Source organism: Proteus sp. G3927, assembly GCF_963894685.1.
Lineage (GTDB): Bacteria > Pseudomonadota > Gammaproteobacteria > Enterobacterales > Enterobacteriaceae > Proteus > Proteus mirabilis.
In genome coordinates, this window is record NZ_CAWQGX010000005.1 from 42251 (window position 1) to 55301 (window position 13051).

14 protein-coding genes are annotated in these 13051 nt (G+C 38.1%); 4 read left to right on the forward strand and 10 right to left on the reverse strand.

The annotated features are described in order from the left end of the window. Together btsR and AACV00_RS01100 are read left to right on the forward strand one after the other, a co-directional pair. Positions 1 to 717, forward strand: coding sequence for a two-component system response regulator BtsR (btsR, locus tag AACV00_RS01095; protein ID WP_004246223.1), 717 nt, complete (start codon positions 1 to 3; stop codon positions 715 to 717). A 22-nt stretch (positions 718 to 739) separates the two neighbouring features. Continuing rightward, a complete protein-coding gene (locus AACV00_RS01100) occupies positions 740 to 1114 on the forward strand; it encodes a YjaA family stress response protein (protein WP_004246224.1) in 375 nt (124 codons plus the stop codon). 180 nt (positions 1115 to 1294) lie between these two features. On the opposite strand, the gene AACV00_RS01105 is transcribed toward AACV00_RS01100, so the two are convergent. Next, positions 1295 to 1540: a hypothetical protein gene (locus AACV00_RS01105; RefSeq protein WP_004246226.1), complete on the reverse strand. Its 246-nt coding sequence runs from the start codon at positions 1538 to 1540 to the stop codon at positions 1295 to 1297. 195 nt (positions 1541 to 1735) lie between these two features. On the opposite strand from AACV00_RS01105, the gene AACV00_RS01110 reads away from it, so the two are divergent. After that, positions 1736 to 1942 carry a hypothetical protein gene (locus AACV00_RS01110; protein WP_036919638.1) on the forward strand — a complete coding sequence of 69 codons (207 nt, stop codon included), beginning with the start codon at positions 1736 to 1738 and terminating at the stop codon, positions 1940 to 1942. A 56-nt stretch (positions 1943 to 1998) separates the two neighbouring features. Here the strand turns inward: AACV00_RS01110 and AACV00_RS01115 are convergent, their stop codons facing one another. The 3 genes from AACV00_RS01115 to AACV00_RS01125 are packed head-to-tail and all read right to left on the reverse strand — an operon-like array spanning position 1999 to position 4634. Further along, a complete protein-coding gene (locus AACV00_RS01115; RefSeq protein ID WP_004249598.1) occupies positions 1999 to 3246 on the reverse strand; it encodes an MFS transporter in 1248 nt (415 codons plus the stop codon). Between the two features lie 11 nt (positions 3247 to 3257). Then, the gene (locus AACV00_RS01120; protein WP_004246229.1) at positions 3258 to 3635 is read right to left on the reverse strand and encodes a RidA family protein; all 378 of its coding nucleotides are present in this window, start codon (positions 3633 to 3635) and stop codon (positions 3258 to 3260) included. A 36-nt stretch (positions 3636 to 3671) separates the two neighbouring features. Next, positions 3672 to 4634: a sugar phosphate isomerase/epimerase family protein gene (locus AACV00_RS01125; protein ID WP_004249599.1), complete on the reverse strand. Its 963-nt coding sequence runs from the start codon at positions 4632 to 4634 to the stop codon at positions 3672 to 3674. Positions 4635 to 4820: 186 nt separating this feature from the next. On the opposite strand from AACV00_RS01125, the gene AACV00_RS01130 reads away from it, so the two are divergent. Then, positions 4821 to 5471, forward strand: coding sequence for a helix-turn-helix transcriptional regulator (locus AACV00_RS01130; protein ID WP_004246231.1), 651 nt, complete (start codon positions 4821 to 4823; stop codon positions 5469 to 5471). Between the two features lie 182 nt (positions 5472 to 5653). Here AACV00_RS01130 and AACV00_RS01135 read toward each other — a convergent pair whose 3' ends face one another. From AACV00_RS01135 to rbfA, 6 genes are all read right to left on the reverse strand, one after another. Further along, complete coding sequence (locus AACV00_RS01135) at positions 5654 to 7489, reverse strand: DEAD/DEAH family ATP-dependent RNA helicase (protein ID WP_004246232.1); 1836 nt, start codon at positions 7487 to 7489, stop codon at positions 5654 to 5656. Positions 7490 to 7660: 171 nt separating this feature from the next. Beyond that, a complete protein-coding gene (gene nlpI, locus AACV00_RS01140; protein WP_004249600.1) occupies positions 7661 to 8548 on the reverse strand; it encodes a lipoprotein NlpI in 888 nt (295 codons plus the stop codon). A gap of 114 nt (positions 8549 to 8662) precedes the next feature. Next, the gene (gene pnp / locus AACV00_RS01145; protein WP_004246234.1) at positions 8663 to 10792 is read right to left on the reverse strand and encodes a polyribonucleotide nucleotidyltransferase; all 2130 of its coding nucleotides are present in this window, start codon (positions 10790 to 10792) and stop codon (positions 8663 to 8665) included. Between the two features lie 269 nt (positions 10793 to 11061). Further along, the gene (gene rpsO, locus AACV00_RS01150) at positions 11062 to 11331 is read right to left on the reverse strand and encodes a 30S ribosomal protein S15 (RefSeq protein WP_004249601.1); all 270 of its coding nucleotides are present in this window, start codon (positions 11329 to 11331) and stop codon (positions 11062 to 11064) included. A gap of 122 nt (positions 11332 to 11453) precedes the next feature. Further along, positions 11454 to 12410, reverse strand: a complete 957-nt coding sequence (gene truB, locus AACV00_RS01155) for a tRNA pseudouridine(55) synthase TruB (RefSeq protein WP_004249602.1) — start codon at positions 12408 to 12410, stop codon at positions 11454 to 11456. Continuing rightward, positions 12410 to 12811 (reverse strand): 30S ribosome-binding factor RbfA, encoded by a 402-nt coding sequence (rbfA, locus tag AACV00_RS01160; protein WP_004246236.1) that lies wholly within the window; start codon positions 12809 to 12811, stop codon positions 12410 to 12412. The genes truB and rbfA overlap by 1 nt, the downstream gene beginning before the upstream one ends. Positions 12812 to 13051 lie beyond the last annotated feature (240 nt).

Genomic DNA, 13051 nt, shown 5'->3' on the forward strand with positions numbered 1-13051 from the left:
ATGAATATATTAATCGTTGATGATGAGCCGCTTGCTCGTGAAAATTTACGTTGTTTACTCGAAGAAGAAAAAGATATTCATATTATTGGTGAATGCAGTAATGCTATTGAGGCGATAGGGGAAATACATCGTAAAAAACCTGATGTGGTTTTTCTTGATATTCAAATGCCACGTATTACTGGCTTAGAAATGGTCTCAATGCTTGATCCTGAACATCGCCCTTATATTGTCTTTTTAACCGCATTTGAAGAATATGCTATTCAAGCATTCGAAGAGCATGCTTTTGATTATTTGCTCAAACCATTAGAGCAAGAGCGTTTAGCCAAAACATTAAGTCGTTTACGCCAAGGCAATAAACAAAATATTGATTTATTATCACCACCAGAAGAACGCTTAAAGTGCATTCCTTGTACTGGGCATAGCCGTATTTGGCTAATGCCAATCGATGAAGCCGTGTTTGCTACATCACGATTAAGCGGTGTCTATGTCACCAATAATCAAGGGCAAGAAGGTTTTACTGAGCTTACATTACGTACTTTAGAAACACGCACTCCGCTGGTACGTTGCCATCGTCAATATTTAGTGAATATGGATTATGTCAATGAAATTGTATTTGGTGATAATGGACAAGCAGAACTTATTTTACATAATAATAAACAAATTCCGGTCAGTCGACGTTACCTTAAACCCTTAAAAGAAGCGATTGGCTTAATTTAATTAGTAAAAAGGAATGAGCTAGATGGAACCCATTTATATTAAAGTTTATATTAATCGCATCGAAGTTCGTGATCTTCACACCAAAAAAGAATTTTCTGTAGAACGTCATTTTACTCATAGCCGAATGTTAATTGGTGATTTTTACCCTGCTATTGAAGCGATACGAACAGCACTTACTCAAATAGGTATTAACCCATTATCCTTTTTTTGTCGAAAAAGAAATGTGGTAATTCATCCTTTAGAACGTACCGAAGATGGATTATCCCAAGTAGAAATTCGATTATTCAATGAAGTCATTGCCGGTGGGTTGAATAACAAATACAAAAAAATCGTTATTAGTGCAAAACTCACACCACTTATGGATGCAGAGGTAATTGAATTAATCAATAAATCATAACTCTATATAAAATCAGTATTTAACCATTTACAAATAAGTGTCTAAATACTTATTAAAAACCTGCTGATATTGTTTTCTAGAAAATATAAATTGTTTAATAGGTGTTATTCCATGCTTATCCAAATCTAAAGCCTCCTCTCTATCTAATCCATCCTTATATGCAATATTATTCCATTTCACCTAATGTTCTGTAATATCTAAAGTACAAGAAATCACAGAACAATAATCACTACCACAATGGCAACGATAAAGCACTAATCGATTATTCTCTAATTGACTATAAACAGGTTTAATACCTAAATATTGTTCGGCTTTACTGTAAATTATTTTATTACGATTGTAATTAGGAAAGTTATCTTTATCAACAATAAAAATATCAAAATCAAAATCTAAAAACCGCCAATCCGTTTGCCGATCAAACCCCAACCATTTGTCTAATCCCTTACCATCAATATAGAAATTAATGCACTCTTGGAATATGCCAATAAAATGTACCCAATTGAGTAATTATTTATTTCTACTTTATATAGAAAAAACCAGCCAATTTTTGTTGACTGGTTTTTCAATTTATATCATCAACTCAATTGAATACTGAGTGAATTATATTCTTATTGATTATGAGTGCTACTACGGCGACGTGGTACATTTTCGTTATTACCGCCCTCGCTCACCATTTACCTGAACAATTTGCTTAATCCATTAGAGCAAGAGCGTTTAGCCAAAACATTAAGTCGTTTACGCCAAGGCAATAAACAAAATATTGATTTATTATCGCCACCAGAAGAACGCTTAAAGTGCATTCCTTGTACTAGGTATAGCCGTATTTAGCTAATGCCAATCGATGAAGCAGTGTTTGCTAGATCACAATTAAGCGGTGTCTATTTTTAAGCTATATTTAAAGTGTTATTTATCATTTTAATACGCTTAGCTAATATGGTTGCACAAATAAAACCAAGCAAACTAAAAGTGACCATAATACTAAATACATAGTTATATCCTTGAATGCCCTCAAAATTATCTAATAATGACCCATAGAGAGCATAAGCAAACATGGAAGGCATATAACCAATAATACATCCAAACGCCATCGCTGAACCCGCATATTGTCTTGGTGTTCCAATTTCATCCATTGGTGCAAAGAAAATAGCTCTTTGCGAGAAAATGATTGCACCGAAACCTAATGTTGCAGTCATACCTAAATAGACATTCATTGAGTCATGAGGCAACATAATGAAAATAGCCATTGCAATCGCAGATAATAAAAATGTCCATTTCAGATATATTGTTGGCGATTTTGCAACTTTGTCAGCTAAAAATCCGCCTAATGGACCACCTATCATTTTTAGTGCATATTGATTAATAATGCCATAGGCACCGATAAGGGCTATTGGTAGTGCGTAAATATCTTTTAAAAAAGGAATAAAATAAGTTAACCCACAGTAAGCAGAATAAACAAAGAAGATACTCATTGATGCTAACCATAAGTTAGGACATTTTACGACATTTTTAATCCCTTCCAAAACTTGGCGATTAGCTTCACTTGCTGAGGAGGTTTCCTTCTTATCGTCATTATCCACAATAAAATATGTAATTATACCTACTATTATTGTAGCAAGCGTATAATAAATTAATCCTGCTTGCATACCTGCTTTACCTTCACCAAATAAAACAAATATATAAAGAGCTCCCGAAGCTACTAGAACATCAACAACCCCTCGCCCAGCTTCTAGAAAACCAAACATACGTCCTTGTTCTTCTTTATTTCCTAATAAACGTACCGATTTTAGTAAAACAGGCCAATAAACAACCTCGCCGAAAAATGCCATTGCACCAAATGCAATTAAATAACCCGTAAAAGGAGGCAATGTGCTTAAATAAGCACCACATAAACCTACCCCAATTAAGCCCGCTGGTAATAAAATTTTCTTAGAGAAGCGATCGGCAATATACAATGATGAAAATAATCCGATTGTTTGAATAATGGCATAAATAGTAAAGCCAAAACCAATTTGGGTGTTAGATAATCCCCAATCTTGTTGCATTGGCACATAAAATACATCTTTCATGCTGGATAGTTTGAATATAGTCCCACCACCCAAAATAAGAAAACATAATTTTCCCCATTTATTCATGATCATATTTCCTATTTTTTATAAGCGATAGCTTCTATTTCAATTAAAACATCTTTAGGTAGACGAGAAACTTCCACACATGAACGAGCTGGGTATTTTCCTGATGTAAAAAAAGAAGAATAAATATTATTAAAAATAGGAAAATCTTTTATATCTTTAATAAAACAAGTCGTTTTAACAATATCATCCATTGATGCACCGGCAGCTTCTATAATAGCTTTTAAATTATTCATAGCTTTTAATGTTTGTGTTTCAATATCATTTCCCATAACAGAACCATCATGAGTATTGAATGGGCAACAACCTGAAATATAAATATGATTTTCAACTTTAATTGCTTGTGAATAAGGACCAATAGCTTCTGGTGCTGATGTAGTATTAATAATCATGAGATCACTCCAATATTTGATAACTATTTTTATATATTAATAACAATATTTTTTTCTTAGTTCTTTTAATTTATTAACAGAAACTTGTACACAACGCTCTTGTGCGTCCATTAATGTTTTTAATGCAACAGGAGAAATTTTAGCTGGATAATAATATTCCAAGGGGTTAATTAATTGCGTATCAAAAGGTGGTGATTTAACTTCAAAGCTTCCACTTAATTCAAATACTCCCCCCGTTCCTTTATCTCTAGCAAAATGAGATGTATAGGGAAAACAGTTTTCTAAGTTAATACGTGTTACAGGCGAATGTTCAACTAATAAACGAAAACATTCATCGATATCAATACTCCCTTCACCAAGAGGCATTCCTGTAATTACCAGTGTTTCATCATCATGTGTAACAATATGATCTTTAAAATGAGTGCTATATGTATAAGGTGCTAATTTGCTCACTGTTACTATAGGATCTTCCCACGCCATCATGCCATTACCAATATCACAATGTGCACCAACCCAAATAGAATCAATATCTTTTACAATATTTAAGATTTCATCAGCCGTTTCATCTTCATGATTTTCTATTGCAAGACGTATACGATATTTTTTTAATAATGGAACAATAGACTTAATATCTTGAATAATTTTAGGGTATTGTTTCGGATTGTATTGTCCTCGACGAAACATATAAGTACGTATCACATCAGCACCAATTCCTCGAGCGATATCAATTGCTTTTGTTAATGCCTTTGGTGTTGTAAAACGTGTATCTAATTCACAATAAAGATTTTTATCTTCAATTGCCTGACGTACTTTTGCTAAATATTCAGGGCTATCACTTGTTAACACACCAAATTCTGGGTGTAATCCTTCATCAGGAATGATATTTAATTCGACCCCATCCAGCCCTAATTCAGTTGCTTTATTTATAAAATCAAAAACATCCATTACACCCTGCTGAAAAAATAGGTGATAGGACTCTGTTTCAATACCTAGTTTCATAATTTCTTCCTCGAATTCCTATACCCGTATTTAGCCATATTAAGAAAATAAAGTATGTGCTTAGGATCATAAAACTTAACTTAGTATAAAAATATTTTACTCAGTATTGTCCGAGTATACTAAATATGGATTTCGACAACTTTTAACGTTAGAATTATTTAACTGTAATTATGGGTAAAATTTCTTATGGACCTTCCTACAAACCAAAAGATTACTGAAGAAGATCGGCATCTACTCCGCTCTTATATTCCTTTTCTCGATAATTTGGGGCAATTTCTCGGTGATTATTGTGAAATAGTGCTACATAGTTTTGAGGATTTACGCCATTCCGTTATCCACATAGTTAATGGACATGTTACTGGTCGTGGATTAGGTGCCCCCGTAACAAATATTGCTTTAGAAAAACTCTCAAAATTTAATCGAACAGATCAAATGTGGGAGGTTTATTTCAATACAAAAAGTGTTCGGCCATTTAAATCATCATCTACTTTAATTGTAAATAATGCAGGTACACCTATTGGTATGATTTGTATGAACTTTGCTCTCGATATGCCATTAAATGCATTAATAGATAGTTTTACTGATACAAATAATTTAAAACATGAAAATTTTTCACAAGATGTGAATAATCTTGTACAGAATCATCTAGAACCAATTAAAAAGAGAGTTTACGGAAATAAAAATATTCCAAGTAAATACAAGAATTTAGAGATAATTAAAGAATTAAATGAAAGTGGACTTTTTGAATTTTCAGCAACACATAAAATAGTATCCGCCGAATTAGGCATAAGCTCAGCAACAATTTATAAGCATTTAAGAAATTTAAGCAAGAAATAATAATAAGATTTACTTATTGTCTAGTAGGAGATGGGATCACTCCTGTCGTCCTCTAACAGCGCCCTACTTACGGCTGCATATAAGGCGCCAAACACCATGCTCAGCATACTATAAAAAAACCAGTCCATTGTATGGACTGGTTTTTATCAATTCAGCTTAAAATTGAATAAACTTTAAGTTTCTTATTGATTATGAGTACTACTACGGCGACGTGGTGCATTTTCGTTATTACCGCGACCACGGAAGTTACCACGCTCGCCATTACCACGGCGTGGTGGTTGATCGCCTTTACTAAAGCGACGACCACCTTGTGGCTGACCATCACGACGGCTGCTATTACGGCGCTCACGGTAAGGTTGTGCATCACCCACTAACTGCATATTCAATGGTTTATTCATAATACGAGTACGAGTGAAGTGGCTTAATAAATCGCCTGGCATCCCTTTTGGTAACTCAATGGTTGAGTGAGAGCCATATAATTTGATATTACCAATATAACGGCTACTGATATCGCCTTCGTTGGCAATAGCACCAACAATATGACGAACTTCAACCCCATCATCACGACCCACTTCAATACGATAAAGATCCATTTCACCCGCATCACGGCGCTCACGACGTGGAGAACGTTCGCGATCGTTACGGCGATCATCACGATCGTTAAATTCACGACGAGGACGACGTACTGGATCAGGTGGCAGAATAAGTGCACGCTCACCTTGAGCCATTTTCAGTAATACCGCCGCCAATGTTTCCATATCTAACGCTTCTTCACCTTGTGGCGCTAATTTTGGTAACAATGCACGATATTGATCAAGGTTACTTGTTTCTAACTGTTGAGCGATTTGCTGAGCAAATTTTTCCTGACGACGCTGACTAATCAGCTCTGCGTTTGGTAACTCAACTTCAGGAATAGACATCTTCATCGTGCGCTCGATATTGCGCAGTAAACGGCGCTCACGATTATCAACAAATAGAATTGCACGACCCGCACGACCTGCACGGCCAGTACGGCCAATACGGTGTACATAAGACTCTGAATCCATAGGGATATCATAGTTGACAACCAAGCTGATACGGTCAACATCCAGACCACGCGCAGCAACATCCGTTGCAATAAGGATATCTAAACGGCCGTTTTTCAGACGCTCTAATGTTTGCTCACGCAGAGACTGATTCATGTCACCATTCAATGCCGCACTGTTATAGCCATTACGCTCTAAGGTTTCTGCTACTTCTAAGGTCGCATTTTTTGTACGAACGAAAATAATAGCTGCATCGAAATCTTCTGCTTCTAAGAAACGGATTAATGCTTCATTTTTACGTGCACCATAAGTCATCCAATAGCTTTGGCTAATATCTGGGCGTGTAGTTACACTGCTTTGAATACGTACTTCTTTTGGATCATTCATAAAGCGACGTGTAATACGACGGATAGCTTCTGGCATCGTCGCAGAAAATAATGCAGTCTGGTGTTCTGCTGGGATCTTACTTAAGATATTTTCAACATCTTCAATAAAGCCCATACGTAACATTTCATCAGCTTCATCTAATACTAAACCTTTTAGTTTAGATAAATCTAAGGTGCCACGGTTTAAGTGATCTAATAAACGACCCGGTGTACCCACAACAACTTGTGGCCCTTGGCGTAATGCACGTAGTTGAACGTCATAGCGTTGGCCGCCATACAGAGCAACGACATTCACTTTTGGTAAATGTTTAGAAAAATCTTCAATGGCTTCGGCAACCTGAACCGCAAGTTCACGGGTTGGTGCTAACACTAAAATTTGTGGTGCTTTTAATGATTCATCTAGATTGTGTAATAACGGTAAGCTAAACGCAGCGGTTTTACCACTACCGGTTTGTGCCATACCTAGAACATCATTGCCATCTAAAAGGAAAGGAATACATTGTTGCTGAATTGGAGAAGGCTTCTCGTAGCCTAAATCATTCAGTGCAGTCAAAATAGGTGCTGATAAACCTAGATCAGCAAAAGTCATATCGGTTTCAGTAGTCATGTCACTGTGCCTCATTCATTATGGCGGCCAGTTGACATAACATACCGCATGGTTTGTCGGTCTTTATCATCTAAAATGTGAACTGGCTCAAATTATATTATTAAACGAACAAACAAGCCCTCATCCTATGCAGATGATGGCTTTCAAACTGATCAAAGAAATGTTCGTCAGCTATTGCTGGTCCGATTCCGCTAGGTCTTCTTGTTGGCCTAACAGTGCTAATTCCAACAATGCGTAGCGGTGCTCAACAAAGTTATGTGCGTTGTTGGCAACCGTCAGCTTGAATAACGCTTCAGCGCTATCCATGTCCCCCAGACTTAGGTAATATTTACCTAAATAGAAGTTAGTTTCACTAAGATGCTCAGCGAGCGAAGTGTTATCGGTTGACGTCTCATTTAGCCTTTCCATTAATGTTTTTTCACTAATGTCACCTAAATAAAACTCAACTATATTCCATCCCCATTGTCCCGTTTTATTCGCCTGTAGGTATCGCTGTTTCAGCTGTTTTTTAGCAGAATCAGAGTCTATCTCTTTTTCAACAAGATATAACCAAAGCGAACGAATGGGATCATTTGGATCGACCTGATAAAACGCCTGCAGATCATCCTGCGCCAATTTCAATCGGCCACCATAGTATAAAGCGATACCACGATTAAAACGCGCATTATTGTAAGTTGGATCAAGCTCTAAAACAGAATCAAACGCTTCATAAGCAGCATCATAATTCGCTGCTTGCGTAAAATAGATACCTAGAAAATTAAAAATCTCTAGCATATCTGGTCTCATTGACAGCGCCATTGAAAAATCATTGCGCGCCAATGCTCTTAAACCGAGACTATCATACAGCACACCACGCTCATATAAAAGCTGTGCATATTCATCTTCGGTTAATGAACGGCTCGCCAGAATTTGTTCTATACGAGCCAATATCACTTCTTGTTGTAAAGAAGGCTGTAGTGGAGTAGCAAAAATAGCATTCTTACGCCATTCTGGACTAGTGCTGCACCCGGAAATAAAGATGAAAACAGCAATAGAACAACCGCGCAGAAATGTTTTCATTTCTCACTCCCAAAGTCAGACTCTTTCAACAAAAAGCGTTTTATGACGTCCTACTTGTCAATCATAATAAGTCTCTACCGATACCTATGTCTAGATATCGGTAGTAGAATATCATTAATTTGCAGGATCTTCAGAAGAAGTTTCAGCTGCTTCCTGCTGGGTTGCTTGAGCCTCTTTCATGCTTAAGCGGATACGGCCTTGGCGGTCAATTTCCAGTACTTTCACTGGAACTTCTTGACCCATAGTCAGGTAATCACTTACTTTCTCAACGCGTTTGTCTGCGATTTGAGAAATATGCACCAGACCTTCTTTACCACCGCCGATAGCAACAAATGCACCGAAATCAACGATACGTGTTACTTTACCGTTATAGATACGGCCAACTTCGACTTCTGCCGTGATCTCTTCGATACGAGCGATAGCTTGTTTTGCTTGTTCGCCACTAGTAGCTGCAATTTTCACTGTACCATCATCTTCGATTTCGATAGTGGTACCCGTTTCTTCCGTTAATGCACGGATAACTGAACCACCCTTACCGATAACATCTTTGATCTTATCAGCATTGATTTTGATAGTGTGAATACGTGGTGCAAACTCAGAAATTTCTGCACGAGGCTGGCTAATTGCACTTTCCATTACCCCTAAAATATGCAGACGTGCGCTTTTCGCTTGATTTAACGCAACTTGCATAATTTCACGAGTGATACCTTCGATTTTGATATCCATTTGTAATGCACTGACTCCGTTACGGCTACCCGCAACTTTAAAGTCCATATCACCTAAATGGTCTTCATCACCTAAAATATCAGAAAGAACAACGAAGTTTTCACCTTCTTTTACCAGACCCATTGCAATACCAGCAACAGATTCTTTAATTGGTACACCAGCATCCATCAGTGCTAAAGAAGCACCACAAACAGATGCCATTGAAGATGAACCATTGGATTCTGTAATTTCAGACACTACACGTACTGTGTATGGGAATTCTTCAATCGTTGGCATAACGGCTAATACACCACGTTTTGCTAAACGACCATGACCAATCTCACGACGTTTTGGCGAACCCATCATACCTGTTTCACCGACAGAATATGGAGGGAAGTTGTAGTGCAGTAAGAAGGTATCGGTATGCTCACCCATGATGTCATCAATGGTTTGTGCATCACGTGCAGTACCTAAAGTAGCTGTTACTAATGCTTGAGTTTCGCCACGAGTAAATAGCGCAGAGCCATGTGTACGTGGTAATAAACCTGTACGAATATCTAAAGCACGTACCATGTCTTTTTCACGACCATCGATACGAGGTTCACCCGCTAATACACGAGCACGAACAATTTTCTTCTCTAAACCAGAGAAAATTTCAATGATTTCGCCTTCGTCTAAAGACTCATCTTCTGCTAATAATGTGCTGATCACTTCATCACGAATAGCATCGATTTGCTCATAACGCTCTTGTTTTTCAGTAATACGATACGCATCACCAATACGAGTTTGTGCTAATTGAGCAATACGATCATGTAAAGATTGGTTAATAGGCTCTGGTGCCCAATCCCATTTTTCTTTACCGACTTCGGCAACTAATGCATTGATATTTTCAATCACAACTTGTTGTTGTTCATGACCAAATACCACTGCACCTAACATTTGTTCTTCTGATAATAAATCAGCTTCTGATTCAACCATCAGTACCGCACCCGCAGTACCTGCAACCACTAAGTCTAATTTACTAATTTTCAGTTCATCAACGGTTGGGTTCAGTACATATTGACCATCAATAAAGCCAACACGAGCACCACCGATAGGACCATTGAAAGGTACACCTGATAATGACAGTGCTGCAGAAGCACCAATCATAGCAACGATATCTGGGTTAACTTGTGGATTAACAGAAACCACAGTCGCAACTACTTGGATTTCGTTTAAGAACCCTTCTGGGAATAGTGGGCGTAAAGGGCGGTCGATAAGACGCGCGATTAAAGTTTCACCTTCGCCAGGACGACCTTCACGACGGAAGAAACTTCCTGGAATACGGCCAGCTGCGTATGAACGCTCTTGATAGTTAACGGTGAGTGGGAAGAAGTCTTGTCCTTCTTTCACTTTTTTCTTAGCAACAACGGTAACAAAAACAGCAGTGCCGTCCATGTCAACCATTACAGCAGCCGTTGCTTGGCGAGCCATCATGCCCGTTTCTAACGTAACGGTATGTTGACCGTATTGAAATTTACGAACTGTAGGATTCAGCAAAATAATATCCTTTATCTTATTGTCGCATGATATTTAGCGACGATGAATAATCTTTTCTCCGCTACGTCCCCTCGCGACTAATGGAAATATTTAACTTAACCACGTTTAAACACTTTCATTAGCCGCGCGAATTGTCGCAACTAGAGAGACTAAATAACCATCACCACATTAAAACATAACGACTCATTTTTGAAATAGCACTTTCTTAAAAATAGCACTTTCTAGTAGAAAAGGGGCCTACGGGCCCCTTTTCACTGAAACTCACTTGATTAGCGACGCAGACCTAAACGTTCAATCAGTGTAGTATAACGAGCTACATCTTTACGTTTCAGGTAGTCCAGCAGATTACGACGGCTGGAAACTTTACGCAGCAGACCACGACGGCTGTGGTGATCTTTTTTGTGCTCTGAAAAGTGACCTTGCAGGTGGTTGATTTCTGCAGTCAGCAGTGCGATCTGAACTTCGCTTGAGCCAGTATCGTTAGCATCACGACCGAATTCAGCAACGATCTTTGCTTTCGCTTCAGTACTTAGAGACATAATAAAACTCCAATAAAAGTAAAATTTTCAGATAGCCAATCTCTAATTCAGCTATCCAACTCAGCCACCTAAACAGATAGCCGCATTATTCTACGCTTCAAACACACTTAGCGCAAGAATTGCTATTCAGGGTTATTGAGTGCGTGATAATCCACGACTAATCTTTTCGGTGCAACTAGACCATCTTTGATGATCGCAAGGCCAATAAATTTTTTCTCATCGCCTTCGGTGACTCTGACCCATTCCCCTTCATCCAAGGTGTGATTTACCCGAACCGGTTGCCCCAGTTTTAAGTAACCCGCCATAATGGCGGTTAAATGCACCACAGGGAAATGTGCAACCGCAGTATCCATAGGCAATAATAAGGCATCTAACGCAGGAAATGGTGACTCATCTTGTTGCTGAGCATCATCAATGATTGCGCGCAATTGCTCAAGCGTCACCATACGCTCTTTCGGATAATCTGCGACTTCTAAACGACGTAAGAAAATCACATGGGCACCACAGTTTAATTTCTCACCCAGATCATCAATGATAGTGCGAATATAGGTACCTTTAGAACAATGAATTTCTAGTTCTAACTCATCGTCTTCCCAGCGAATAAATTGCAATTCATACACGATAATGGGTCTTGCTTCTCGCTCAACTTCAATACCTTGTCTTGCATATTCATAAAGTGGTTTACCTTGATGCTTAAGGGCTGAATACATTGAAGGAATTTGCAATGTTTCACCACGAAAACTCTCTAACGCAGCATCGAGCGCTTGCTGGTTAAACTGTACAGGTCGTTGCTGGATCACTTGTCCATGAGCATCAGAGGTATCTGTTCTTTCACCTAATTTGGCAATCACTCGATAGCGTTTATCTGAATCCAATAAAAACTGTGAAAACTTTGTCGCTTCACCTAAACAGATAGGAAGCATACCTGTCGCTAAAGGATCTAAAGCGCCGGTATGCCCCGCTTTACTTGCATTAAACATGCGGCGTACTTTTTGCAAAGCGTCATTCGATGAAATATCTTGAGGCTTATCAAGCAATAATACGCCGTTAATCTCACGCCCTTTACGACGACGCCCCATTACTCTTCCTCTTTATGACGGCGTTTTTCATCATCTTTGACAACATTTGACACAAGGTTAGACATACGCATACCTTCAACTAATGAATTGTCATAAGCAAATGTTAGCTCAGGAACAACACGTAAGCGCATCGCTTTACCTAATAAAGAGCGAATAAAGCCTGCTGCTTCGTTAAGGGCTTTTAAGCCATTTTCTACCATTTCTTCATCGCTTTCTTCACCTGCTGATAGGTTTAAAAAGGTGACAAATACTTTGGCGTAAGCCAGATCACGTGAAATTTCAACACCGGATACGGTGGCCATTCCAATACGTGGATCTTTTACTTCGCGCTGTAAAATGATGGCGATTTCTTTTTGCATTTCCTGAGAAACACGCTGAGCACGGCTAAAATCTCTTGCCATTTTATCTCTCCCTGACAATGTCGTTATCACTCTATTGTCATTATTGATCCAATTTTAAAATCGATGATATCTAAAGAGTATACATAAAGTCACGTTTCACAACCGCTTTACGCTTTTTTTCTCTTTAGCAATAAATCTGCTCTTTAGCGTTATCTTACCCTGTTCTTTTAATGACATAAATTACTGAAAGCCAATCTATTTCGCTTATATTGAAAAATACAGAAAAGAATAAAGGGGGAA

Excerpts from the sequence above, each read along its gene's own strand:
- btsR (WP_004246223.1), top strand. The coding sequence starts at position 1 with ATGAATATATTAATCGTTGATGATGAGCCGCTTGCTCGTGAAAATTTA.
- AACV00_RS01100 (WP_004246224.1), top strand. The coding sequence starts at position 740 with ATGGAACCCATTTATATTAAAGTTTATATTAATCGCATCGAAGTTCGT.
- AACV00_RS01115 (WP_004249598.1), bottom strand. The coding sequence starts at position 3,246 with ATGAATAAATGGGGAAAATTATGTTTTCTTATTTTGGGTGGTGGGACT.
- AACV00_RS01120 (WP_004246229.1), bottom strand. The coding sequence starts at position 3,635 with ATGATTATTAATACTACATCAGCACCAGAAGCTATTGGTCCTTATTCA.
- AACV00_RS01125 (WP_004249599.1), bottom strand. The coding sequence starts at position 4,634 with ATGAAACTAGGTATTGAAACAGAGTCCTATCACCTATTTTTTCAGCAG.
- AACV00_RS01130 (WP_004246231.1), top strand. The coding sequence starts at position 4,821 with ATGGACCTTCCTACAAACCAAAAGATTACTGAAGAAGATCGGCATCTA.
- AACV00_RS01135 (WP_004246232.1), bottom strand. The coding sequence starts at position 7,489 with ATGACTACTGAAACCGATATGACTTTTGCTGATCTAGGTTTATCAGCA.
- nlpI (WP_004249600.1), bottom strand. The coding sequence starts at position 8,548 with ATGAAAACATTTCTGCGCGGTTGTTCTATTGCTGTTTTCATCTTTATT.
- rpsO (WP_004249601.1), bottom strand. The coding sequence starts at position 11,331 with ATGTCTCTAAGTACTGAAGCGAAAGCAAAGATCGTTGCTGAATTCGGT.
- truB (WP_004249602.1), bottom strand. The coding sequence starts at position 12,410 with ATGGGGCGTCGTCGTAAAGGGCGTGAGATTAACGGCGTATTATTGCTT.
- rbfA (WP_004246236.1), bottom strand. The coding sequence starts at position 12,811 with ATGGCAAGAGATTTTAGCCGTGCTCAGCGTGTTTCTCAGGAAATGCAA.